The sequence below is a fragment of the Candidatus Eisenbacteria bacterium genome (genome assembly GCA_016930695.1).
Lineage (GTDB): Bacteria > Orphanbacterota > Orphanbacteria > Orphanbacterales > Orphanbacteraceae > JAFGGD01.
The window spans coordinates 1-24,214 of record JAFGGD010000038.1 but is presented as its reverse complement, the minus strand read 5'-3'; the positions used below and the strand labels follow the sequence as shown (position 1 = coordinate 24,214).

Below are 24,214 nucleotides of genomic sequence, written 5' to 3'. Positions count from 1 at the left end.
CCTCGCGCCGGAGGGATCGGATCCGGCGCCGGACTATCCATGGAAACGATCGCCCGCGAAGGGGAGGGAGAGAACCAGTGAACTACCTCGTTCTCGCTCGCAAGTGGCGGCCCCGAGTCTTCGGCGATCTGGTGGGCCAGGGACACGTGGCCCGCACCCTCGAGAACGCCATCCGCCAGGAGCGGGTGGCCCACGCCTATCTCTTCGCCGGTCCGCGCGGGGTCGGCAAGACCTCCGCCGCCCGCATCCTCGCCGCCGCCCTGAACTGCGAGAAGGGACCTACGCCGGAGCCCTGCGGGGAGTGCGGGAGCTGCGCCGAGGTGGCCGCCGGACGGAGCATGGACGTGCTCGAGATCGACGGGGCCTCGAATCGCGGAATCGACGAGATCCGCGACCTCCGCGAGAACGTCCGCTACATGGCCTCGGCGGGGAAGCGCAAGGTCTACATTATCGATGAAGTGCATATGCTCACCACCGAGGCGTTCAACGCGCTTCTGAAAACGCTGGAAGAACCGCCCCCTCACGTGCTCTTCGTCTTCGCCACCACGCGGGCCACCAAGGTTCCCGCCACGATCCTCAGCCGGACCATCCGTTTCGATTTCCGGAGGATCGACACGAGGGACATCGTCGGGCGGCTGCAGCACATCGTGGAATCCGAGGGGATCGAGTCGGACGAGAAGGCGCTGCATCTGGTGGCGCGCGCCGCCGACGGCAGCATGCGGGACGCCCTCTCCCTCCTCGAACAGGCCCGCGCCTACGGCGGCGGGACGCTCCGCGCCGAGGAGACCGAGGAGGCGCTCGGCGTGGTGGACGAGGAGCTTCTCTTCGACCTCTCCGAGGCGGCGCACAGGAGCGACCCGAAAGGGGCGGTCGACGCGGTCCACGCCCTGGTGCGGCGCGGCCGCGACCCGGTCGATTTTCTTTTCGCGTTGGAGGAGCACTTCCGCAATCTTTTAGTCGCGAAGGTTTGCGCCGATCCCCTGTCGATGATCGACGCGCCGGAGGAGACCGTCGCCCGCTACGGGGAAGAGGCGGCGCGTTTCGAGGCGGACGACCTGATCCGCATGCTCTCCCTCCTCGGCGAGGGAGGGCGGGATCTCCGTTTCTCACCCAAGCCGCGACTCGCCCTCGAGATGCTCCTCCTCCGTCTGGTGCGGATGGACTCCACCGTTCCCTTCGGCCGGATCCTGGAGAGCCTCGAAGGGAGGGCGTCCGCGCCCTCGGGAAGGGCCGCATCGCCGTCGCCGCGTCGCGTCGCCGCGCCGCGCTCCGATGGGTCTCCGGCGCGGGAGCCCCGCGGATCCGCCCCCGGGAAACGGACCCCCTCCGATGCCGTTCCCGAGCCGGCCGGGCCGGAGCCGAGGGGCGAGCCGGGCGACGCGCCGCGCCTTTTCCGGGACAAGTGGGACGAGTTTCTCCGGGAGCTGCAGCAGGAGAACGCCGTCCTCGCCTCGCTCCTGCAGGGGACCCGCGTCGGGCGCGTGGGGGAGAAGGACGCGGAACTCGCCTTTCCGAAGAGCGCAGGCTTCCAGCTGGAGCAGGCCTTCGGCGGCGAGAACCGGGACGCGTTGGAGCAGGCGTTCGAGCGTTATTTTCAAGCCACGCGCCGCCTGCGCGGCGTGCTCGGTTCCCACGAGGCGGACGGGGAGCGGGAAAGAAAAGCCTCGCTGAAGAACGACCCGCGGATGAGCCGGATCCTCGATATGCTGGACGGCGAGATCGTCGGATAGGCGGCCCCGAGGCCGCGCGAACCCCTGGAGGAGCGATCCCTTGAAAGAACTGGCCGGATTAATGAAGCAGGCCCGCGAGATGCAGGCTAAGATGGCGGAAGCCCAAAAGCGTCTCGAGGAGATCACGCTGGAGGCCTCCTCAGGCGGCGGAAAGGTAACGGCCGTCGTGAACGGCCGCCAGGAAATCCTCGAGATCCGGATCGACCCGGAAGTGGTGGACCCGGAGGACGTGGAGATGCTGGAGGATCTGGTGCTCGCGGCGGTGAAAGAGGCGATGCACCAGGCCGGCGAAAGGGCCCGCGAGGAGATGGCGAAGGCGGCCGGGCCGCTGGCCAGCCTCGGCGGCCTCGGCGGTGGGCTCCCCGGTTTCTGATCCCGATTCCGAAGAGGGCGCGAAGGTGCTTCAATCTCCGACCCTGGACCGCTTGATCCACGAACTGAAGAAGCTCCCCGGCGTGGGCGGCAAGTCCGCCGCACGGATCGCCTATCACTTCCTCCGGGCGCCGCGGGAAGAGGTGGAGGAGACCGCGCGGCTGATGGTGGAGCTGAAGGAGCGGGTTCGCCCCTGCTCGCGCTGCGGAAACTACACCGAAGAGGAACTCTGCGCGATCTGTTCCGATCCCCGCAGGGATGAATCGCTTCTCTGCGTGGTGGAGCAGCCGGGAGACGTCGCGCTCATCGAGGGAACCGGCGCCTACCGGGGCGTCTACCACGTGCTGCACGGGGCGCTCTCGCCGCTCGAGGGGGTCCGCCCCGAAACCCTCCGGATCGGCGAGCTGGTCGAGCGGGTTCGCTCCGCCGGCGTGCGGGAGATCGTCCTCGCCACCAACCCGACCGTGGAGGGAGACGCCACCGCTTTCTATATCGCCGAGGCGGTTCGGGATCTGCCGGTCTCCGTCACACGGATCGCCCGGGGGGTTCCCGTGGGCGGAGAGATCGAGTTCGCCGACCAGGTCACCCTGGCCCGCGCCCTCGAGGGGCGTCGCCGGATCGAATAGGGCGGGGTGCCTCCGGGAGCCGGGGGGGAAGATGAACCTGCCGAACCTGCTCACGCTATCGCGAATCCTCCTCTCTCCGGTCTTTATGACTTTGTTTCTGATTAATAATGTTTACTCACGATACATCGCTTTTCTCGTCTTTCTGGTCGCGGCGCTCACGGACCTGGTGGACGGGTGGCTCGCGCGTCGCGCCGGCGTGGTCACCGGATTCGGCAAGTTCATGGATCCGCTGGCGGACAAGATCCTGACCAGCACCGCGCTGATCACGCTGCTGACGGTTCGGCTCCCCTTCGTGTACGGTTGGATGGTGATGGTCATGGTGGGGCGGGAGATCCTGATCACCGGCCTCCGGACCGTCGCCGCCTACCGCGGGCTGATGATCCCGCCGAGCCAGGCGGCGAAGGCGAAAACCATGTTCCAGATGGGGTTCGTGATTCTCTCGATCCTGCACGTGTTGGCGGGGATGACCCGGGAACGGTTCGGCACGCCGCTCTTCTGGATCGGCGGCCCCTGGATGGAGACGGTGCTGGCGGTGATCCTCGCGGCCACCACGGCGCTCACGCTCCTCACCGGGTTGCACTACCTGCTCGCCAATCGGGCGTTCATCCGGCGGGTGCTTCGATAGGAGGAAGGATTGAACGAAAGCCGACGGGAACCTCTCGCCCGGGTGGTCTATTCCGCCCTCTACACGGGCTTCGCGCCGGTCGCGCCCGGCACCGCCGGTTCCGCCCTCGCGGCGCTGCTGCTCCTTCTTCCCGGCCGCCTTCCCGGTCTCCCCGCCTGGGAGAGACCCGAATGGATCGCCGCGATCGCGGTTATCACGCTCGCCGGCGCCTGGTCCGCCCGTTACGCCGAGGCGAAGTACGGTAAGGATCCGGGCGTGGTGGTGATCGACGAGGTGGCGGGAATGGCGGTCACCCTCTACCTGATCCCCAACGGAGTCGCCGCCGTGGTCGCCGCCTTCTTCCTCTTCCGCTTCTTCGACATCGTGAAGCCTTGGCCGGTGCGTACGGTCGAGGAGGGGACCGGTGTCTGGGGGATCATGCTCGACGATATTCTCGCCGGCGTGTACGCCAACGTTTCGCTTCGGCTGGCGATCTTCCTGTGGGGGCTCCTCTCGTGAGCGGGCGTTCGATCCGGAACGCCGAGGTGGTGACCGTCGGCGACGAACTCCTCCTCGGGGTGACGGCGGACGCCAACTTCGTTTGGCTCGCCTCGCGGCTCGCCGAGGCGGGAGTGCGTGTGGATCGGCAGACCACGGTGGGAGACGGCGAGGAGGAGATCCGGCGCGCCGTGGATGAGGCCGCGGCGCGCTCCCCCTTGGTGGTGGTCACCGGCGGGCTCGGCGTGACCCCCGACGACCGAACCCGCCAAGCCCTCGCCGATCTGGCCGGAGTCCGTCTCATTCCCGACCCGGCCCTGATCCGGGAGATGGAGGTATACCACCGGGACAGGCGGATCCGGATGCCCGCCATCAATGTGGCGCAGGCTTCGCTTCCGGAGGGGGCGCGCAAGATCCCGAACCGTGTCGGCCTCGCGCCCGGTCTCCGGATGAAAATCCGCAAGGCGACGGTGTTCGTCTTCCCCGGCGTGCCGGCGGAGATGCGGCAGCTGACCGAGGACGGGCTCATTCCCTACCTCCGCCGCCGAAACGGCGAGGCGCCGATCCGCCAGAAATCACTTCGCACATGGGGGATCGGCGAGAACGCCCTCGCCGAGAAGCTGCGCGATTACCTCGCCCGGGAACGGCCGGTCTCGATCTCCTTCCTCCCCGAGCGGCGCGGCGTGACGCTTCGTTTCCGCCTTCACGAGGGAGTGGAGGGGGATCCGGAAGGAGTGCTGGCGATGCAGACGGACGAGGCGGCGGCGATCCTCGGCGATCTGGTTTACTCCACCGGCGGCGAAGAGTTGGAAGAGGTGGTCGCCTACCTGCTTCTCCTTCGCAAGAGGACCGTGGCGACCGCCGAGTCGTGCACCGGCGGGCGGCTCGCGGATCTGCTCACCTCGGTCCCCGGCAGCAGCGCCTGGTTTCGCGAGGGCTTCATCCCCTACGGCGCGGAGCGGAAGAAGGCGACCCTCGGTGTTCCCGAGGAGGTTCTTCGCGAACGGGGGACCGTCTCGGCCGAGACGGCGGAGGAACTGGCCCGACGGGTGCGCGCCCTCTCCGGCGCGGACATCGGCGTCGGCGTGACCGGCGTCGCCGGCCCGGAGAGCGTGGAGAACCAGCCGGTGGGGCGGGTCTTCATCGCGCTGGACGCGCGCGGGGGGACGATCGTCCGACGTTGGGATCTCCCGGGGAGCCGGGATCGGGTGAAAGACCGCGCCGCCCGGCACGCCCTCGACATGATTCGCCTTCATCTGATCGCGGAAGAGGAGGGAGGTGGATGAGCGGCGGCGTGGAAACGGTACGCGTCTTTTTCGCGCTTCTTCTGGATGAGGAGCTGCGGCGGGAAGTGGACGATCGAATCCGTCCTCTCCGGAGCGGCGGCGAACCGGTCCGTTGGGTCGCGGCCGCGAACCTGCATGTGACGATCCGCTTTCTCGGCGATGTCACGCCGGGGCTGCGCGGCCGCGTCGAGGAGAGGGCGGCGCGGGTCGCCGCGGAGTTCCCCCCCTTCCGCTTCGCCCTCGGCGCATCGGGCGCCTTTCCTTCGCTCTCTTCTCCTCGGGTGCTCTGGGTCGGGGTCTCCGAGGGGGGCGCGGAGATCACCGGACTCGCGCGGCGTCTGGACGACGCGATCCGGGACCTCGGCTTCGAGAAGGAGGCGCGCTTCCACCCGCACATCACCACCGGGCGGACCAAACGCCGTCCATCGCCGCGGATGCTGGAGCGCTACGGCGCGCTTCCGGTGGAGCCGATCGCGGAGCGCGCGGCGGCGCTCCACCTGATGGGGAGCACGCTCACTCCGCGGGGGGCGGTGTACCGGGTTCTCCGGGAATTTCCTCTCGGGACGGCGCTTCCCGCGCATGCTCCGGAATGAGGGCGCGGATCTTTTCGATTTGCTCATGCGCCTGCCGCCCGGTCCGATCCTTCTCGCTCAGGATGTGGCGCTGCAGGACGATCTCCGCGAGCCGCACGAACTCCACCGTCAACGTCGTGTCGATGAGCCCCGCCGCGAGCAGTTCGTGGTGCTCGCCCGCGATCGGCCTCAGGCCGGAGTCGATCGACCGCTCGATGGTGAAAACCCCTTCCCGTCTCTCCAGCGCGATCCTCTGGAGGAGCAGCTCGTACTTGGCGGCCAGCCGCTCCGCGGGAAGGCCGGCCTGAAGCAGCTCCATTTTATTCGGGTCGATGGTAAGGGGGGGCTGGTCGTCCGGTTCGTCGACCGGAGCGGTCTCCTCCCGCGCGGCGGTCCGCTCCTCCCGCGTTTTTCCGCGCCCCTCCCCCTCTTCGTCCGAACGTCCCCCGTCACCGCCGCACCCGAACGCGATCAGAAGAAGAACGAGAACCGGCACCGTCGTCGCGGCCGGAATTCGATGAAACATGAAAGGATCCTCCTGTCGGGGCGGGCTGAAAATAGCAGAGTCGAAGCACGGGGGTCAACGGATAAAAAAACGGGCGGCCCGAAGGCCGCCCGAATCGTTCACGACACGCCTGTTTTTACGGGCACTCGCCGAGGGTCGCCGCGGTGAGCGTCCAACCGGTGCAGCTGCACGCGCCGTTCAGGTGCGGCAGATACTTGAAGGTGTCGAAAAAGTTGATCGCACCGTCGCAGTTGAAGTCGGCGCAGTAGCCTAAACCGCTGTTCAGAGCGGGCAGGTACTTGAAGGTGTCGAAGAAGTTGACGGTCAGGTCGCCGGTGAAGTCGGCCGACTTCACGCAGAACTGGTCCGTGTTGTCGCAAAGCTCCACCTCGGGGGTGGCGCACTCGGCGGTGATGGTCCAGTCCAGGTCGAACCTGCCGCAGCCGCCGCCGGTGATCACCCACGCCGCCGCGCCGTTGGCGTCTGAGGCCTGGGTCTGGGACTGGCTGCCGCAAATCGCGATGTTGGTCGCGCCCATCTCATCCTGCGGGTCGCCCTGGCCGTCCAGGTCCAGACGGAGGTTGCAGCCGGCGAGCGGGTCGTCCAGGCAGTTCCGCACGGTGGCGCGGATCACGATGAAGTCCGCGTCTCCGCCCGGGCACCAAACCAAATCGGCGTCGGCGCAGCCACCCGAGAAGGTGTTGTCGATTTCGATCGCGCAGGACGAGTTGGCGGCGCAGGGCAGTGTTGCCCAAGCGCCCGTCGCGATCACGAGGCAGCCCGCCAACGCGGCGAACAAAGCCAGAGACTTCCGCATTCGTGAATCCTCCTTTCGAGCCGTATACTGGTGATGGTCCCCGCGTGCTCCTCTGCCGGCACCGGGCCTGCGGGAGGTCGCATCAGCGCGGCGACCATCCCCCCGAGTCCTGAATGAGCGTCTCTCGTTTTCGCGCACTCAAGGGAGTGGGCGACAAGACCTTTCCCGATCGCTCGAGGGAGACAGCAAGGCCAACTTTCGTGGGAGCGTCACTATATTACCACGTTTTTCACGATAAAGTCTAGCCTTAGATAAGGACTTGCAAGGTTTTTTCATTTTATCGGTCGCCGGGACCGGGCACTTTAACTCTTGCCTTGCATGGGGATCGACGAATCGGGGCATTCGGGGAGGCGCCGATCCGGGCGGCCGGGATCCCTCCGTGGATCCCGTTGATTCCTCGATGGTTCGGAATTCGAAACGGCCGGGGCCCGCGGCGGAGCCGGGCCGTGACAGTGGGCTCCCCGGCTGCTATACTACGCCGGTCGATGGGGCTCGCGACCCGGGTGGGAAGAACGACGGGAAAGGACGGCTCGGCATGGCTGGCAAAACGGAAAAGAAGAAAATGAAGGAAGTCCATACGGGCTCCGCGCAGGCGCTCGAATCGACTCTCGCGCAAATCGAGAAACAGTACGGCAAGGGGGCGATCATGCGCCTCGGCGCCGACGGGGTGCAGGAAGAGATCGAGATCATCCCGACCGGCTCCCTCTCGCTGGACATCGCCCTCGGCGCCGGCGGCGTGCCCCGCGGCCGGGTGATCGAGATCTACGGTCCCGAGTCTTCCGGGAAGACCACGCTGATTCTTCACGTGATCGCCAACGCGCAGCGCCGAGGGGGCATGGCCGCCTTCATCGACGCCGAACACGCCCTCGATCCCTCCTACGCCCGCAAACTCGGCGTGGACATCGACAGCCTGCTCGTCTCCCAGCCGGACACGGGAGAGCAGGCCCTCGAAATCTGCGAGATGCTGGTGCGGTCCGGGTCGATCGACGTGATCGCCATCGATTCGGTGGCGGCGCTCGTTCCCCGCGCCGAGATCGAGGGGGAGATGGGTGATTCCCACGTGGGGTTGCAGGCGCGGCTCATGTCGCAGGCGCTCCGTAAACTCGCCGGCATCACCCATAAGTCGAAAACGTCGATCATCTTCTCCAACCAGATTCGAATGAAGATCGGCGTCATGTTCGGCAACCCCGAGACCACCTCGGGCGGCAACGCGCTCAAGTTCTACTCCTCGGTCCGCATGGACATCCGGCGGATCGCGTCGATCAAGAACGGCGACCAAGTGGTGGGGAACCGGACCAAGGTGAAGGTGGTCAAGAACAAGATCGCCCCGCCCTTCCGCATCGCCGAGTTCGACATCATGTACGGCGAGGGTATCTCCCGCGAGGGGGATCTGATCGACCTGGGGGTGGAGCACGAGGTCCTGCAAAAGTCCGGCACCTGGCTCAGCTTCGGCGAGGAGCGGATCGGCCAGGGGCGCGAGAACGCCAAGCGTTTCCTCAAGGACTACCCCGAAGTCGCGGACAACATTGAAACCATGATCCGGGAGAGGGTGGGCCTTCTCCCGAAGACGGAGAAACTCGATGGGAAAGACGAGCCGCTGGACGAGTGACGAACTGCGGCGGGTCTTTCTCGAGTTCTTCCGCGAGCGGGGGCACCCGGTCCTTCCGCCCTCGCCGCTCGCCCCGCAGGGAGACCCTACGCTGCTCTTCACCAGCGCCGGCATGGTGCAGTTCAAGCCGTACTACGTCGCCGTCGGACCGATTCCGCACCGGCGCGCGGCGACGGTGCAACCCTGCCTGCGTGGTTCGGACTTGGAAAACGTGGGGGTCACGAGCCGGCATCACACATTCTTCGAGATGCTCGGCAATTTCTCCTTCGGCGATTATTTTAAGGAAGAAGCGATTGCTTGGGCCTGGGAATTCTCCACCGAGGTGATCGGCCTTTCCCGGGACCGGCTCTGGATTTCGGTTTTCGAGGAGGACGACGAGACGGCGCGTATCTGGGAGCGGGGGGTCGGCGTCGACCCCGCCCGGATCGTGCGGCTCGGCGCGAAGGACAACTTCTGGGGGCCCGCCGGCGGGAGCGGGCCCTGCGGACCCTGCTCGGAGCTGTACGTCGATTTGGGCCCGGAACGGGGTTGCGGACTGCCGACCTGCGCCGTCGGCTGCGACTGCGACCGCTATCTGGAGTATTGGAATCTGGTCTTTCCGCAGTTCAACCAGGACCCGGACGGGAACCGCACCGACCTGCCGAACCGGGGCGTGGACACCGGCATGGGGTTGGAGCGGCTCGCCCAGATCCTGCAGGAAGTCCCGAGCAACTACGACACGGACCTCTTCACGCCCATACTCGAGGAGGTGCGCTCCTTCGCGCGCGGCGTCGACCCGGCGGAGGGAGAGGCGCTTACCGCGTCGCGCATCGTCGCGGACCACGCCCGGGCGCTCGTTTTCGCCTTCCACGAAGGGATCCAGCCGGGGAACGAGGGGCGCGGCTACGTGCTTCGGCGCATCCTCCGGCGCGCGGTGCTCCGCGCCCGCGTCCTCGGCGTGGAGGAGCCCTTCCTCGACAGGATCGGCTCGCGGGTGACGGAGGTCATGTCCGGCGCCTATCCGGAACTGCTCGACACCCGGGAGAGGGTCGCCGCGACGATCCGCGCCGAGGAGGAGCGTTTCCGCCGCACCTTGGAACAGGGACTCGAGATCTTCCAAAAAACGGTGGCGGGTCTCCGAGGCGGGAAGGGGGCGGTGCTGCCGGGGGAGGAAATCTTCCGCCTCTACGACACCTACGGTTTCCCGGCGGAGCTGACGGAGGAGATGGCGCGGGCCGAGGGGATCGAGCCGGACCGCGCGGGATTCGAGAAGGCCATGGAGGAGGCCCGCGGCCGCTCCCGATGGGAAGGGGGCGGCGGAGAGAGAGGCGAGGCGGAGGATCTTCCCGACCTGGAGAGTACTTTCGTGGGCTACGAGCGGCGCGAGGCGGAGACTCGGGTCGCGGCGATTCTGCGGGACGGCGTGCGCCTGGACGGCCTGGGCGAGGGCGAGGAGGGGACGATCGTGCTCGATGAGTCCCCCTTCTACGGCGAGTCGGGCGGACAGGTCGGCGACCAGGGGCGGCTCGAGCCCGGCGGCGGCGGCGATTCCCTCTTCACGGTGAGGGACACCCGCCGGAGCCGGGACGACAAGGCGCTCCTCGCCGGTCGCGCGGAGAGACCGCTCCGCGCGGGCGAGCCGGTGCGGGCCGTGGTCGACGCGGAGCGGCGCGCGGCGATCGCCCGGAACCACACCGCCACCCACCTGCTCCACGGCGCCCTGCGTGAGGTGCTCGGCGATCATGTGCGGCAGTCCGGTTCGCTCGTCGCGCCGGACCGGCTCCGCTTCGATTTCGTTCATTATGAAAGGACCGGCGACCGGGAGCTGGCGCGGATCGAGGCGTTGGTGAACCGCAAGGTGCAGGAGGATCTGTCCGTGCGGATCGAAACGGTCTCCTTCGCCGAGGCGCGGCGGCGGGGCGCGACGGCGCTCTTCGGAGAGAAATACGGAGAAACGGTGCGGCTCGTCGAGGTGGAGGGCTATAGTCGCGAGCTGTGCGGCGGCATCCACGTCGGTCGGACCGGGCAGATCGGACCTTTTCTGATCGTCTCGGAGGAGGCGGTGGGAAGCGGCGTCCGGCGGATCGAGGCGCTCACCGGAGCCGGCGCCTACCGGCGGATCCGGGAGGACCGGGATCTGCTGGAGCGAGCGGCCGGAGTGGTCCGTTCCACGCCGGAGGAGCTGCCGGAGAGGGTGGAGGCGCTGCAGGAGAGGGTGCGTCGCCTGGAGAAGGAATTGCTCGAGGCGCGCAAGAGCGGCGCCGGCGACCGGACCGCGGACCTCCTCGCCGGCGCGACGCCGGTGGGGGACCTGCGCGTCATCGCCGCGATCGTCCCGGAAGCCGACCCTTCGGTTTTAAAGGATATCGTGGATCGTTTCCAGGAAAAGGGAACGTCGCTGGTGGCGGTGCTCGGCACCCGAACCGGCGACAAGGCTTTCGTCGTCGGCATGGTGAGTCGGGACGTGGCGGGAAAGCGGCTTTCCGCCGGTGATTTGATCCGGGAGGTCTCCGCCCGGATCGGCGGTCGGGGGGGCGGCAAGCCCACCTTCGCCCAGGGGGGAGGCGGCGAGCCGGACCACCTGGAGGAGGCGCTCGCCGCCGTGCCGGAGATGGTGCGCCGCGCCGCCCAAGGAGGGTAAGCCGATAGGCGTTTTCGATCGATTGATGACCCGGCGGGAGCAAACCGGGGCGCTCTTTCTCCCGCTCATCGACCAGGATCGGATCGAGCCGGGGGATTGCGCCGAACGGGCGCGCTTGCTCGAAGAGGCGGGCGCCGACGCGCTCCTGGTCGGCTCCAGCTTTTCCCTCGAAGATCGCTTGGAGCCCGTGATCCTCGCCCTTCGTGAGGGAACATCCGTGCCGGTGATCCTCTTCCCCGGGAGCGCCCATGGTCTGAGCGGCGAGGCGGACGCCGTACTTTTCCTCACCCTCCTTTCGGGGAGGAACCCCCAGTATCTGGTGGAGGAGCAGGTTCGCTCCGCGCCGGCCGTGCGCCGCCTCGGCATCGAGCCGATTCCCGTCGCCTATCTGCTCATCGGATGCGGCGGCGCGCGGACGGTGCACTACGTTTCCCGCACCGAGCCGATCCCGGGGGACCGGCCCGAGATCGCCATGGCCCACGCTCTCGCCGCGCGTTACATGGGAATGCGTGCGGTCTATCTCGAGGCGGGAAGCGGCGCCGACGCCCCGGTTCCGCCGGCGTTGATCCGCTCGGTCCGGGACTATGCCGGACTCCCGGTGATCGCCGGGGGCGGGATCCGCGCGCCGGAGCAAGCGGAGGCGGCACGGCGCGCCGGCGCCGACGCGGTGGTGATCGGCACGGCCCTGGAGAGCCGCTTCTCCGCCGAGCGGGCGCGTGCCTTCGCCGAGGCGGTTCACGGCGGGCGTTTGCCCGTCCGGCCGGAGGCGTGAAGGGCGCGGAACACGCGCCGGAGGTCGGGCCATGCGTACCCTGATTACCGGTGGAGAGGGACAGCTCGGCGAGGATCTCGCCCCGCTCTTCGCGCGGGAGGGGGACACGGACGCGCCGGACATCGATCGTTTGGATGTAACGGACCGCGACGCTGTGATCGAATATCTGCGGCACAATCGGCCCGACGTGGTGATCCACGCAGCGGCGATGACCGATGTGGACGGTTGCGAGAAGAACGAGGATCTCGCCTTCCGCATCAACGCCGAGGGGAGCCGGCATATCGCCGAGGCGTGCCTCGAAACCGGCGCGCGCCTGGTGATGGTGAGCACCGATTTCGTTTTTCGCGGAGACACGGACCGTCCCTACCGTGAGGACGACGAACCGGTCCCCCTTTCGGCCTACGGGCGCTCCAAGCTGGCCGGCGAGCGAGCGGTTCAGGGACTGCTCCCCGGCGCGGCGGTCGCCCGCACCGCTTGGCTCTACGGCGAGTGGGGGCGGGGGAACTTCGTCCGTTCCATCCTGACCGCGGCGGAGGCGGGCCGCACACTGCGGGTGGTCAACGACCAGTTCGGGTCGCCCACATTCTCCGCCGACGCGGCGGCGGCGATCTTCGGGTTGGTCCGGCGCCGCGGCGCGGGGATCTTCCATATCGTGAACCGCGGGGAGGCGAGCCGATACGAGTTCGCACGGGCCGCGCTCGATCTGGCGGGGCATAAAAGGACGCGGATTCAGCCCGTCTCCACTGCGGAATATCCCCTGCCCGCGCCCCGTCCGGCCCGCTCCACCCTTGCCGAGACGCGGCTCGAGGCGCTGGGCGTGCCGCCGCTCCGGCCCTGGCGCGAGGCGCTGGCGGACTTCATCGGGCGCATCGCCACGCCCGCCTAGAGGAGGAAGGCATGTTCGACGCGTCGCTGAGAATGAGGGCGAAGGTGATCGAGCGGGTTCGCCGCGAGATGGCGGAACCTTTCGGAATAGCGGCCGGCAGGATCACGGATCTTCTCGCCGACGGCGGGAAGATCTTCTTTTTCGGAAACGGCGGGAGCGCCGCCGATGCGCAGCACCTCGCCACCGAGCTGATCGACAAGCTGAGCAAGGTCCGGGGGACGATTCCCGCGCTGGCGCTGACCACGAACACATCCCTCCTCACGGCCGTATCGAACGACAAATCCTTTCTGCACGTCTTTTCGCGGCAGGTGGAGGCTTACGCCCGGGAGGGGGACGTGCTGATCGGCATCACCACCAGCGGCCGCTCGGAGAACGTGCTCGAGGCGTTCCGGATGGGACGGCGGATCGGCACGGTGAACGTGGCTTTCACCGGGGAGGCCGGAACGACGGCGCCGGACCTGGTGGACCACCTTCTCGCCGTTCCCTCCGGGGACACCCAGCTGATCCAGGAGATGCACATCGCCCTCGGTCACCTTCTTTGTTTCATGATCGAGGACCGCCTCTTCGGCGGCTGAACCATGGACGAAAGGCCTCAACAGGGAATCGAATCTCTCCGCGACGCGGACATTCTCTGCATCGCCTCCGCCAACTGGGACGCAGCCCTCTGGACCAACTCCCAGCACCTGATGAGCCGGCTCGCGCGCACCAACCGGGTGCTCTTCGTCGAGTCCCTCGGACTCAGGCGGCCGTCGGTCCGATGGCGGGACGTCTACCGCGTGGCGGGCCGCCTCTGGAACTGGGCGCGCGGCGAAAGGCCGGTCAGCGGCAATCTCACCGTCTACTCGCCGCTCCTGATCCCCCTCTACAATCTTCCTTGGGTGCGCGAGCTCAACTTTTGGCTTCTCCGGAACAGCCTCTCCCGAGTCGCCCGGAAACGCGGTTTCCGCCGGATGATCCTCTGGACCTTTCTCCCCACCTCCTCCGACCTGGTCGGCCACCTTGGCGAGAGCCTCAGCGTCTACCACTGCGTGGACGAGTACGGCGCCAACCCGGGCGTCTCCGCCGGCGTGATCCAGGACATGGAGAGAAAACTGTTGGGGAAGGCTGACCTGGTCTTCACCACCTCTCCGTCCCTTTTCGAGGGGAAACGACGCTACAACCCGAACACCCACTATCTGCCGAACGTCGCGGACGCGGAGCATTTCCGCAAGGCGATGATCGAAGAGACGCCCGTCCCCGCGGAGGCGGCGGCGCTCCGCAGGCCGGTCATCGGTTTCGTCGGTGCCCTGAGCGGCTATAAAATCGATTTTCCGCTTCTCCTCCATCTCGCCGATGCGCGGCCGGATTGGACCATCGCTCTGGTGGGTCCGGTCTGGCCGGGGGAGCGCCGCCGCGAACTCGAGGAACTCCGCCGCCGGCCGAACGTGCGGCTTTTCGGTGCCCGACCTTACGCCGAGCTGCCGGGCTGGATCAAGGCGATGGATGTCTGCATCATCCCGTTCGCCATAAACGAAACGACGGTGAACGTCTTTCCCATGAAGTTTCACGAGTACATGGCCACCGGGAAGCCGATCGTGATGACCGATCTCCCCTCCGTGACCGAGTATCGGGATTACTGCCGGCTCGCCTCGTCGCCGGAGGAGTTCGTGCGCGCCGTGGAGGCGGCCCTCGAGGACGACGGCCGGGGCGTGGAGGAACGGCTCCGGGTGGCGCGGCGAAACACCTGGGAAACGCGGATCGAGCGGATCGAGGAGATCGTCGAGGCGTACGGCCGATCCGATCCCTTTCCCCCGAAGCGGGCCGTCCCCCGGGGGCGGATCGGCATCGACGCTCGCAAGATCCACGACTACGGAATCGGCACCTACATTCGCAACCTGGTTTGGGAACTCTCCCGGCTGGACCGGGAGAGGGAATACGTGGTCTTCTCCTACCCCGAAGAAAACCTCTCCTGGGGGGAGAACATCCGGACCGAACCGGACCGTTCCCCCAAGTACTCGATCCGGGAGCACATCTCGCTCTCCCGGAAGATGCGGCGGCACCGGATCGATCTCTTTCACTCGCCCCACTACGTGCTCCCCCTCTTCCATCCCTGCAGCGCGGTGGTGACCGTCCACGACCTGATTCATATCTTCCATCCCCCTTCCCGCGCCGCCGCCGCCTACGCCCGGGCGATGATGACCGCGGCGGTCCGCTCCGCCTCTCGGGTGATCACCGTGAGCGAGGCGTCGCGGGACGATCTGGTCCGCCGGCTCCGCGTGGACGAGAAGAAAGTGAAGGTGATCTACAACGCCGTGGAGGACCGCTTCCATCCCATCGACGGGGAAGCGGCGCGCGAGGAGGTGGCCCGGCGGATCGGCGTGGAGGGAGAGTACGTCCTCTGCGTGAGCAACTTCCTCCCGCACAAGAACCTGAACCGACTGATCCGCGCCTTCGGTCTCCTCAGGAAGGAAGGGTACGAAGGGCGGTTGGTGCTGGCGGGAGGCGATCCGGAACGCGCGCCCGACCTGATCCGCGAGACGGAGCGGCTCGGCCTCGAGGGGGAGGTCCTTTTCCCCGGTTTTCTCCCCGCCGACTTTCTCCCCTCGCTTTACAACGCCGCGCGCCTCTTCGTCTTCCCTTCCCTGTATGAAGGGTTCGGGCTGCCGCCGTTGGAGGCGATGGCTTGCGGCGTCCCCGTCGTGGTGTCCGCCACGCGGGCGATCGAGGAGGTGGTGGCCGACGCGGGCGTGCGGGTCGATCCGGAGAGCGAGAGGGAGATCGCGGACGGGATGCTCCGCCTCCTCGGAGACGACGACCTGCACCGCCGCTACGCCGCGGCCGCGCTCCGGCGAGCCGGCCGTTATTCCTGGCGGCGCACCGCCGAGCTGACCCTCGATGTCTATCGGGAGGTCCTGAGCCATGGGTGAAGCGTCTCCGCCGTTGGCCGGGAAACGGGTCGCCGTCGTTCACGACTGGCTGACCGGGATGCGTGGAGGGGAATGGTGCCTCGACGCCTTCTGCGAACTCCTGCCCCACGCCGATCTCTTCACCCTCGTCCACGTCCCCGGCCGCGTGACGAAACGGATCGAGTCGCACCGGATCGTCACCTCCTTTGTCCAGCGGCTCCCCGGCGCGGGGAGGCGGCATCAGCCTTACCTTCCTCTCTTCCCGCGGGCGGTGGAACGTTTCGATCTCTCCCGGTACGATTTCGTCCTCTCGTCGAGCCACTGCGTCGCCAAGGGGGCGATCCCCGCGCCGGGGGCGCGGCACGTCTGTTATTGCCACACGCCGATGCGCTACATATGGGAGTTTTACGACGACTACTTCAACAACCCGCGCACCGGACCGATCACACGCGCCGTGATGCCGCGAGTGGCCCGCGCGCTCCGGCGGTGGGATCTCCGCACCGTCCCCCGGGTGCACCGCTTCGTCGCCAACTCGTCGAACGTGGCGGAACGGATCGAAAGGATCTACGGCCGCGAAGCGGAAGTGATTCACGCGCCGGTGGACATCGGCCGGTTTCGGTGCGATCTCGAGCGGGAGGATTTCTTTCTGGTCCTCTCCGCGCTGGTCCCCTACAAACGTCTCGATCTGCCGATCCGCGCCTGTGAGCGCCTCGGCGTCCCTCTCGTGGTGGTCGGCCGCGGCCCGGAGAGGGCGCGCCTGGAGGAGATCGCGGGGCCGAAGGCGCGTTTCGCCGGATGGGTCTCCGAGGAGGAGCGGGCCGGTCTTCTCGGCCGCGCGCGGGCGCTTCTCTTCCCGGGGGTCGAGGATTTCGGGATCGTCCCTCTCGAAGCGATGGCGAGCGGTTGTCCGGTGATCGCCTACCGGGCGGGCGGCGTGCTGGAGACGGTGGTGGGGGAGGAGGATTCGAAGGAACGCCCCCCGACGGGTCTCTTCTTCGACGCTCAGGACGAGGACTCGATCGAGGAGGCGATCCGCCGCTTTCACCCCGAGCGCTTCGATCCGCGCCTCCTTCGCGCCCGGGCCGCTCTCTTCGATCGTCCTCTCTTCCTCGGGCGGATCGGGGAACTGCTCAGGCGTGAGGAGGCGATCCTGGAGGGGAACGCGGGCTGATCCTCCGCCGGGGAGCGTGCGCTCCCGCCTCACTCCAGACGGAATTCGAAGGGGATCCGGATGCTGCTCTCCACCGCCCTCTCTTTCTGTTTGGCCGGATGGAAGAGGCTTTTATAAAGCGCGCGGATGACCGTTTCGTGGAAGACCGACGACGAGGACTCGACGATCCTCACCTCGACCACCCGTCCTTCCGCGTCGAGCCACGCCTCGGCGATCACCGTTCCCTCGATCCCCGCTTCCCGCGCAAGCGGGGGATAGTCCGGTTGAACGAGCCGGCGCGGCGACGGCGGCGTGCTCCAGGTTTCGTAATTTCCCGGACCGCCCCACTCCACCGGCCTGTCGATTCGGCCCTCGCCGGGGGAGGAGTCCCGGATCGGGGCGTCGATCGCCACCTTCGTGTCCCGGATGGTCTCCTCGACGCCCGCCTCCTCGCTCACGGCGAAGTCGTCGAGCGAAAAGAGGGCGGGCGCCGCCGGGCGCTTCACGCTCGCCGGCTCCGGTGGAGGTTCGCCCGGCTCGCTCGCGAATTCGTAGAGGATGGTGTCGACCTTCGAGATGTCGACCGGCACGGGCTCGGGGGCGGCGGGGGCGAGAAAGAGGGTCACCGCGTGCAGGAACACGGCGGCGATAAGCGCCTTGTCGATCAGGGAGCGCGTGTCTTCGTGGAATCCTTCCCAGGCTTGGTTCATGGCGCGATCCTCCTGCCGCGGTCCCCGCAACCGGTAGCCGGTTCCGGCGCGGGGACCGCTCGACCGTTGTTCCGTTCCGTAGCCCGCGGCCGGCTGCCGCGCGGCGAATCATTGAACGAATGAGGGTCGATCGGGATCGCGCCCGCGGACGGCGATCGTTTTACCGGCGATCCGGGCGCGGTTCGTTCTCGGTCCGCCTCCGCTCCCGGGTCACTTCTCCACTTTCCTTAGGATTTCAAAGAGTGTCAAGACGGGCCCCGTCGCCGCCGGCGGTTCTTCGCCGTCTTCTGTGATACACTGTCGCTATGATCGCACTGGTTGGCGTAGAGAAGGGATTCGCGGGGCGCACCCTTTTTTCGGACGTGAACCTCACCGTCGGCGTGCAGGAGCGGATCGGTCTGATCGGGCCGAACGGGTCGGGGAAGAGTACCCTGCTGGGCATTCTCGCCGGCCGGGTCGAACCGGACTCCGGCGAAGTGACCCGCAACCGCCGCGCCACGGTGGGGATGCTCGAGCAGGAGGTGCCCCGCTCCGGCCGGAGGACCCTCCTGGAGGAGATGATCGCCGGCCACGAGAGGCTCCACGGATTGGAACACCGTATTCGCCTCCTGGAAGAGGAGATGCGGGGGACCGACGACCCGGAGGAGCTGGAGCGTCTCGCCCTGCGGCACGGCGAGCTGCAGCTCCTTTTCGAACAGGGGGGCGGATACGACCTCCCGGCGGAGGCGAAGAGAATCCTCTCCGGCCTCGCCTTCCGCGAGTCCGACTTCGACCGGCCCGTCTCGGAGTTTTCCGGCGGGTGGTTGATGCGCCTCGCCCTCGCCCGTCATCTTCTCACCGAGCCGGACCTTCTCCTCCTCGACGAGCCGACCAATTATCTCGATCTGGAGTCGGTGATCTGGCTCGATGGATATCTCCGCGGGTATCCCGGTTCGCTGTTGGTCGTTTCACACGATCGGACCCTCCTGAACAACCTGGTCCGGCGGATTCTGGAGATCGACGGCGGGAAGGTGAACGCCTACACCGGCGATTACGACACCTACCGGCGGGCACGGGCGGTGCGCGACGAAGGGCTCGAGGCGGCGCGCCGGGCGCAGGACCGGCGGATCGCCCAGACCGAGCGTTTCATCGCCCGCTACCGCGCCGACAAGAGGGCCGCCGCCCGCGTGCAGAGCCGCATCAAACAGCTCGAGAAGATGGAGCGCGTGGAAACCGCGGCCCGGACCAAACAGATCCGGCTGCGGTTTCCCGAATCGCCCCGTTCGGGGCGGGTGGTGATCGAACTCCGCGGGATGAGGAAGGCCTACGGCTCTCTCGTGATCTACGACGACACGGACTTCCGGATCGAGCGCGGCGAGCGGCTGGTCCTGGTCGGGCCGAACGGCGCGGGGAAATCGACGCTTCTCAAGGTGCTGGCCGGGGTGGAGGGGATCGACGCGGGGGAGCGCGTGCTCGGCTCCAACGTCGCCGTCGCCTACTACGCCCAGCACCAGGTGGATACGCTCCGTTACGATCGCACCGCGCTGGAGGAGGTGGGCGAGGCGGCGCCGGGGCTCACCCCCCAGAACGTCCGCTCCCTGCTCGGCCGTTTCCTCTTCACCGGCGACGACGTGCACAAGAAGATCTCCATTCTCTCCGGAGGGGAAAAATCGCGGGTCGCCCTCGCCAAGCTCCTCGTCGATCCGCCGAACCTGCTCCTTCTCGACGAGCCGACGAGCCACCTCGACATCCCCTCCCGGGATGTGCTCATCGAGGCGCTCAAGGAGTACGGGGGCTCGCTGGTGATGATCAGTCACGACCGGCATTTCATCGAGCGGCTCGCGGACCGTGTGGTGGAAGTGGGGGGCGGGGGCGTGCGGGATCACATGGGAGGGTATCGGGACTATCTCCGCAGGAAGGAGGAGAGGGGAGGGGAGGCGCCGGCGCTCGGGCCGGAGGACGCGGAGGGAGCCGCGGAGGAAGGATCGGGCGGACGCGCTCGGGAAAGGGAGCAGAAGCGGCGCGAGGCGGAGGCGCGGAACGAGCGTTACCGGCGGCTGAAGCCGGTTCGGGAGGAGAGGGACCGGATCGTGGCGGAGATCGCCGGGCTGGAGGAGCGCATCTCCGGGCTCGAAGCCCGGATGGCGGACGAGTCTTTCTACCGCGCGGGCGGGGCTTCTCTCGAGGAGGCCTTCAAGACGCACCGGGAGCTGAAGGCGGAGCTGGAGGCGAAGACGGAGCGGTGGGAGGAGGTCGAACTCCGGTTCGAGGAGTTGGAAAAGGAGTTCGGCGGCGGGGAGGAGCCGTGAGGATCGGCGGCGGTTCCGGTGGGCGGGCCGGGAACGGGCGTCGATCCGATCGTCTTGCCCGGCGCCGATCCGGCGTCGTACATTGAGGGATGCGGAGGAAACCGGCCCGAAGGGCGGATTCGACTCCGCCGGCATGAAACGAGACGGGGACGGTATAACGTCCCGGGGAGGGAAACGGTGCCCGATCACGTGTACAAAATCGTCGAGCTGACCGGTTCGTCCCAAAAATCCGTCGAGGAAGCGGTCCAGAACGCCGTCTCGCGGGCTTCGAAGACGATACGGAACATGAGGTGGTTCACCGTAACCGAAACGCGGGGCCACCTGGAGAACGGAAAGATCGCCTACTGGCAGGTCACGATCAAGGTCGGCTTTACCATCGAGGACTGAAGGACGGGCGGCCCGGCGCGCGGCGGAGACGAGGGATGACAAAAGAGATCGGTAGGCGTTTTATGGAGGAGACACGGTACGACCGTCTCGGCGTGTCGGAACAACAAAGAGGCGTGCCCCAGCCCCCCCTGGTCCGAGCCGTGGAGGAAGGGGAGGGACGGATCGCTCTCCCCGCGCTCGATTCCTTCCGTTATCCGCCGCTCGACTTCACCGCTCTGGTGACCGGGCGGAAGAGCCTCCGGAGCTACGCCGAGAGTCCGTTGACCCGGGAGGAGCTTTCCTTCCTCCTCTGGTGCGCCCAGGGCGTGAAGGAGATCCGGCAGGGGGTCGCCACGATCCGCACCGTTCCCTCCGCCGGGGCGCGCCACGCCTTCGAGACCTATCTTTCCGTGCATCGAGTGGAGGGGCTGGCGCCCGGACTCTATCGATTCGACGCCTTGGGGCACGGTCTGGTCCGGCTTCGTGAAGACGGCGATTTCGGCGCGGCCCTCGCCGAGGCCTGCTTCGGCCAATCCTTCGTGGAGAGGAGCGCCGTCGTCTTTGCCTGGGCCGCCGTCGCCCATCGGATGACATGGCGGTACGGGGAGCGGGGGTATCGCTACCTGCATCTCGATGCGGGGCACGTCTGCCAGAACCTCTATCTCGCCGCCGAGGTGATCGGCGGCGGAGCATGCGGTATCGCCGCCTTCGACGACGACGCGGTGAACCGCCTGCTCGGCCTGGACGGAGAGCGGGAGTTCGCGATCTATCTCGCCGCCGCCGGCAAACGCGTCTCCGGCCCCTGACGCCCGGTGGAACGATGACCGATTATGAATCGATTTATCGCGACGAGACGGAGCGATACGATCGCCTCGTCTCCCGCGAGGATCGGGAGGGGAACATCCTCCCGGCGATCGAGAGGGTTCGATCCCTCCGCGGTCTCCGGGTCGTGGAGTCCGGCGCGGGCACGGGACGGCTCACCCGCCTGGTCGAGCCGGTCGCGGGGGACGTGTTCGCCTTCGATCGGTCCGACGCGATGCTCCGCAGGGCCCGGGAGCGCGCCGGCGCGGGGAGGAACGGCGGCGCGGCCTACGCGGCGGCGGACCACCGCGCTCTCCCGGTGCATGGGGCGGCGGCGGATCTGGTCCTCAGCGGCTGGAGCGTGAGCCATCTCGCCACGAAAGAGGGGCCGGATCCTCTCGGCGACGTCGCCGCCGCGCTGGCCGAGTTCGACCGGGCGATCCGCCCCGGCGGAACGACGGTTCTTCTGGAGACGCTCGGCACGGGCGCGGAGTCCCCCTCGCCTCCGGAGAATCTGAGCGCCTACTTCCGTTTTTTGCGGGACGCCGGTTTTCGCTCTTTCTGGATCCGCACCGATTACGGGTTCGAATCCCCGGCGGAAGCCGCGGAACTCACCCGGTTTTTCTTCGGAGACGCCGCCGCCGAGCGGATCGCCCGCGCCGGTTCGGCGATCGTCCCGGAGTGCACGGGCCTGTTTTGGAGGCGGCGACCGGCCGCTTCGTGACCGCGCGGAAACGAAAAATATATTTTACGATAGGGAGGTTTAGGAATGCAAAAGAGGCGTATCGCCGAGGGCGTGCACTGGCTCGGAGCCGTGGACTGGAACCGCCGGCTTTTCGACGCGCTGATGCCCCTGCCCGACGGCACCAGTTATAACGCCTACCTCGTCCGCGGTTCGAAGATGACGGTGCTGCTGGACACGGTGGAGCCGACGGTCGTGGACCGTCTGCTCGCCCAGCTCGCGGACGTGGAGAGAATCGACCGCGTCGTCGCCCATCACGCCGAACAGGACCACTCCGGATCGATCCCGGTCGTCCTGGAGCGTTACCCCGAGGCGAAGGTGGTCTGCACGCCGAAATGCCGGGAGATGCTCGGCGATCTGCTTCACGTTCCCGAGAACCGTTTCGAGACGGTGGAGGACGGGGAGATTCTCGACATCGGCGGCCGGACCCTGGAGTTCCTCCATCTCCCCTGGGTGCACTGGCCGGAAACGATGGGTACCTGGCTCCGGGAGGAGAAGATCCTCTTCTCCTGCGACCTCTTCGGGTCCCACTTCGCCACGAGCGATCTCTACGCCCGCGAGGAGGCCCGCGTCCTGGAGGCGGCGAAGAAATATTACGCAGAGATCATGATGCCCTACCGGAAGGCGATCACCAAACACCTGGCCCGGCTCGAAGGATACGACATCGGAACGATCGCGCCGAGCCACGGGCCGGTCCATGATCGGCCGGCGGCGATCCTGGACGCCTATCGGGATTGGGCGGCGGGGGAGCCGCGGAACGAGGTGCTGCTCCCCTTCGTTTCGATGCACGGAAGCACGGAGAAGATGGTGCTCCGCTTGATCGGCGCCCTTGCCGACCGCGGCGTGCGCGTGCGGCCGGTGGACGTTTCCGTGACGAGCGTGGGAAAGCTCGCCGCGGAGATGGTGGACTGCGCGACCATCGTGATCGGCACGCCGGTGGTGCTCGGCGGCGCGCATCCGACCGCCGCCTACGCCGCCTATCTCGCCAACGCGCTCAAGCCGAAGGCCCGTTTCGTTTCGGTGGTCGGCTCCTACGGTTGGGGCGGACGCGCGATCGAGCAGATCGACCGCCTGATGCCTTCGCTCAAGCTGGAGACCCTCGAACCGGTGGTCTGCAAGGGGGACCCGGACGAGGAGGCGCTCCGTGCGGTGGACGATCTCGCGGAAAGGATCGCCGCGAAGCACGCCGAAGCCGGATTGGCGTCATGACGAAGGCGGGCGCGAGGGGAGGCGAAGGGGCGGCAGAAATCGGGCGGGACGTTGCGGTCGCCCTTCTGGACGGACTGGTCGATCCGGTCCTCCTGGCGGACACGGATCATGTGATCCGCTACATGAACCGCGCGGCGATCGCGCACTATGCGGCGGGGGAGTCGCTTCTCGGAAGATCCCTTCTCGATTGTCACAACGAGCGCTCCCGGGCGGTGATGGCCGACGTGCTGGAGGCGTTTCTCGGCGGTCGCGAGGAGGAACGCCTCATCACCGACGACGGAAAAAGTCGCATATGGATGCGCGCCGTTCGAGACCGCGCGGGGCGGACGATCGGCTACTATGAGCGTTACGCGCCCCCTCTTTCGGGGGAAGGCGCGGCGCGAAGCGCGTCGGATTGGGTCGCGCGTCTCGGCCTCGCGCCGCATCCCGAGGGAGGCTGTTTTCGGGAAACCTGGCGTGCCGGCGAGACGATCGCCGCGGACGCGCTCCCGAAACGTTTCGGAGGCGATCGATCCCTCGGATCGGCGATTCTCTTCCTGATCGGACCGGGGGAACGCTCCCACCTCCACCGGCTCGCCGCGGACGAGGTGTGGCACCATTACGAAGGCGCCGATCTGGCGCTTCACCTGATCCACCCGGATCGTCGCCACGAGGAAATTCGGATCGGGCCGGGCGCGGAGCGTTTCCAGGCGACGGCGCCCGCCGGCGTCTGGTTCGGCGCTTTGCCGGTCGACCCGGAGTCGTATTCCCTCACGGGCTGCACCCTCGCCCCCGGTTTTCACTTCGAAGACTTCGAGATGGCCGGCCGCGCCCCCCTTCTCGCCGAGTACCCGGAGCATGCCGCGGTCATCGAAAAGTTGACTCGATGATCCGGCACCGAAAAACACCCTCGCCCCCCGCGAGGGGGGAGAGAAGCACGAACCCTCACCCCCGACTTCTCCCGCCGAATATATAAGCGGAAGAGGGAGAAGGGCGAAGCGTCCGATCGTTCCTGTCTCCAGTATTTCGAGGTCGCGGTTGGGGGGAGGTTTCGTACACGAGAGGTCCGGGCGCGTGGCGAGAGGCCGCTTTGGACGAGCCCCTTCCCGGTATTTCCTTTCTTTCGGTCGATAGGTCGCGGTCGGCGCCGGTTTCGTAACGAGATTCAGAAGGGCGAGGCGTCCGGT

23 protein-coding genes are annotated in these 24,214 nt (G+C 67.4%); 20 read left to right on the top strand and 3 right to left on the bottom strand.

Annotated elements, in window-relative coordinates; all coding sequences use genetic code 11:
- The first annotated feature begins 77 nt into the window (after window positions 1–77).
- Genes dnaX through thpR form a run of 7 tightly spaced genes read left to right on the top strand, consistent with a single transcriptional unit; the run spans window position 78 to window position 5,709 of the window.
- Complete coding sequence (dnaX, locus tag JW958_09690) at window positions 78–1,730, top strand: DNA polymerase III subunit gamma/tau (protein MBN1826528.1); 1,653 nt, start codon at window positions 78–80, stop codon at window positions 1,728–1,730.
- Between the two features lie 40 nt (window positions 1,731–1,770).
- Window positions 1,771–2,103 carry a YbaB/EbfC family nucleoid-associated protein gene (locus tag JW958_09685; GenBank protein MBN1826527.1) on the top strand — a complete coding sequence of 111 codons (333 nt, stop codon included), beginning with the start codon at window positions 1,771–1,773 and terminating at the stop codon, window positions 2,101–2,103.
- A 25-nt stretch (window positions 2,104–2,128) separates the two neighbouring features.
- Entirely contained in the window at window positions 2,129–2,728 is a 600-nt protein-coding gene (recR, locus tag JW958_09680; protein ID MBN1826526.1) for a recombination protein RecR, read from the top strand.
- A gap of 31 nt (window positions 2,729–2,759) precedes the next feature.
- Entirely contained in the window at window positions 2,760–3,353 is a 594-nt protein-coding gene (gene pgsA / locus JW958_09675) for a CDP-diacylglycerol--glycerol-3-phosphate 3-phosphatidyltransferase (protein MBN1826525.1), read from the top strand.
- Window positions 3,354–3,362: 9 nt separating this feature from the next.
- Window positions 3,363–3,851 (top strand): phosphatidylglycerophosphatase A, encoded by a 489-nt coding sequence (locus tag JW958_09670; GenBank protein MBN1826524.1) that lies wholly within the window; start codon window positions 3,363–3,365, stop codon window positions 3,849–3,851.
- The gene (locus JW958_09665) at window positions 3,848–5,116 is read left to right on the top strand and encodes a competence/damage-inducible protein A (GenBank protein ID MBN1826523.1); all 1,269 of its coding nucleotides are present in this window, start codon (window positions 3,848–3,850) and stop codon (window positions 5,114–5,116) included. The genes JW958_09670 and JW958_09665 overlap by 4 nt, the downstream gene beginning before the upstream one ends.
- The gene (gene thpR, locus JW958_09660; GenBank protein ID MBN1826522.1) at window positions 5,113–5,709 is read left to right on the top strand and encodes an RNA 2',3'-cyclic phosphodiesterase; all 597 of its coding nucleotides are present in this window, start codon (window positions 5,113–5,115) and stop codon (window positions 5,707–5,709) included. The genes JW958_09665 and thpR overlap by 4 nt, the downstream gene beginning before the upstream one ends.
- Here the strand turns inward: thpR and JW958_09655 are convergent.
- Both JW958_09655 and JW958_09650 read right to left on the bottom strand, forming a co-directional pair.
- Window positions 5,630–6,214, bottom strand: coding sequence for a hypothetical protein (locus JW958_09655; GenBank protein MBN1826521.1), 585 nt, complete (start codon window positions 6,212–6,214; stop codon window positions 5,630–5,632). The two genes, thpR and JW958_09655, sit on opposite strands and share 80 nt — an antisense overlap.
- Window positions 6,215–6,329: 115 nt before the next feature.
- Window positions 6,330–7,010, bottom strand: a complete 681-nt coding sequence (locus JW958_09650; protein MBN1826520.1) for a hypothetical protein — start codon at window positions 7,008–7,010, stop codon at window positions 6,330–6,332.
- A 562-nt stretch (window positions 7,011–7,572) separates the two neighbouring features.
- Here JW958_09650 and recA point away from each other — a divergent pair.
- Genes recA through JW958_09615 form a run of 7 tightly spaced genes read left to right on the top strand, consistent with a single transcriptional unit; the run spans window position 7,573 to window position 16,953 of the window.
- A complete protein-coding gene (gene recA / locus JW958_09645; protein ID MBN1826519.1) occupies window positions 7,573–8,619 on the top strand; it encodes a recombinase RecA in 1,047 nt (348 codons plus the stop codon).
- On the top strand, window positions 8,591–11,239 hold the full coding sequence (gene alaS, locus JW958_09640; GenBank protein MBN1826518.1) for an alanine--tRNA ligase: 2,649 nt from the start codon (window positions 8,591–8,593) through the stop codon (window positions 11,237–11,239). Before recA ends, alaS begins: the two co-directional genes overlap by 29 nt.
- 22 nt (window positions 11,240–11,261) lie before the next feature.
- Entirely contained in the window at window positions 11,262–12,011 is a 750-nt protein-coding gene (locus JW958_09635; GenBank protein ID MBN1826517.1) for a geranylgeranylglyceryl/heptaprenylglyceryl phosphate synthase, read from the top strand.
- Between the two features lie 31 nt (window positions 12,012–12,042).
- Window positions 12,043–12,897: a dTDP-4-dehydrorhamnose reductase gene (rfbD, locus tag JW958_09630; GenBank protein ID MBN1826516.1), complete on the top strand. Its 855-nt coding sequence runs from the start codon at window positions 12,043–12,045 to the stop codon at window positions 12,895–12,897.
- Between the two features lie 11 nt (window positions 12,898–12,908).
- Window positions 12,909–13,472 (top strand): SIS domain-containing protein, encoded by a 564-nt coding sequence (locus JW958_09625; GenBank protein ID MBN1826515.1) that lies wholly within the window; start codon window positions 12,909–12,911, stop codon window positions 13,470–13,472.
- A gap of 3 nt (window positions 13,473–13,475) precedes the next feature.
- Window positions 13,476–15,803: a glycosyltransferase gene (locus tag JW958_09620; GenBank protein MBN1826514.1), complete on the top strand. Its 2,328-nt coding sequence runs from the start codon at window positions 13,476–13,478 to the stop codon at window positions 15,801–15,803.
- A complete protein-coding gene (locus JW958_09615; GenBank protein ID MBN1826513.1) occupies window positions 15,796–16,953 on the top strand; it encodes a glycosyltransferase in 1,158 nt (385 codons plus the stop codon). The genes JW958_09620 and JW958_09615 overlap by 8 nt, the downstream gene beginning before the upstream one ends.
- A gap of 29 nt (window positions 16,954–16,982) precedes the next feature.
- On the opposite strand, the gene JW958_09610 is transcribed toward JW958_09615, so the two are convergent.
- Window positions 16,983–17,642, bottom strand: coding sequence for an energy transducer TonB (locus JW958_09610; protein ID MBN1826512.1), 660 nt, complete (start codon window positions 17,640–17,642; stop codon window positions 16,983–16,985).
- Between the two features lie 305 nt (window positions 17,643–17,947).
- Here JW958_09610 and JW958_09605 point away from each other — a divergent pair, with 305 nt between their 5' ends.
- From JW958_09605 to JW958_09580, 6 genes are all read left to right on the top strand, one after another.
- Window positions 17,948–19,930 (top strand): ABC-F family ATP-binding cassette domain-containing protein, encoded by a 1,983-nt coding sequence (locus JW958_09605; protein MBN1826511.1) that lies wholly within the window; start codon window positions 17,948–17,950, stop codon window positions 19,928–19,930.
- Window positions 19,931–20,107: 177 nt separating this feature from the next.
- The gene (locus tag JW958_09600) at window positions 20,108–20,317 is read left to right on the top strand and encodes a dodecin domain-containing protein (protein MBN1826510.1); all 210 of its coding nucleotides are present in this window, start codon (window positions 20,108–20,110) and stop codon (window positions 20,315–20,317) included.
- 35 nt (window positions 20,318–20,352) lie between these two features.
- Window positions 20,353–21,102, top strand: a complete 750-nt coding sequence (locus tag JW958_09595; protein MBN1826509.1) for a SagB/ThcOx family dehydrogenase — start codon at window positions 20,353–20,355, stop codon at window positions 21,100–21,102.
- Between the two features lie 14 nt (window positions 21,103–21,116).
- Window positions 21,117–21,821 carry a class I SAM-dependent methyltransferase gene (locus JW958_09590; protein ID MBN1826508.1) on the top strand — a complete coding sequence of 235 codons (705 nt, stop codon included), beginning with the start codon at window positions 21,117–21,119 and terminating at the stop codon, window positions 21,819–21,821.
- 45 nt (window positions 21,822–21,866) lie between these two features.
- Window positions 21,867–23,048, top strand: a complete 1,182-nt coding sequence (locus JW958_09585; GenBank protein ID MBN1826507.1) for an FprA family A-type flavoprotein — start codon at window positions 21,867–21,869, stop codon at window positions 23,046–23,048.
- A gap of 296 nt (window positions 23,049–23,344) precedes the next feature.
- Window positions 23,345–23,917 carry a cupin domain-containing protein gene (locus tag JW958_09580; GenBank protein MBN1826506.1) on the top strand — a complete coding sequence of 191 codons (573 nt, stop codon included), beginning with the start codon at window positions 23,345–23,347 and terminating at the stop codon, window positions 23,915–23,917.
- Window positions 23,918–24,214 lie beyond the last annotated feature (297 nt).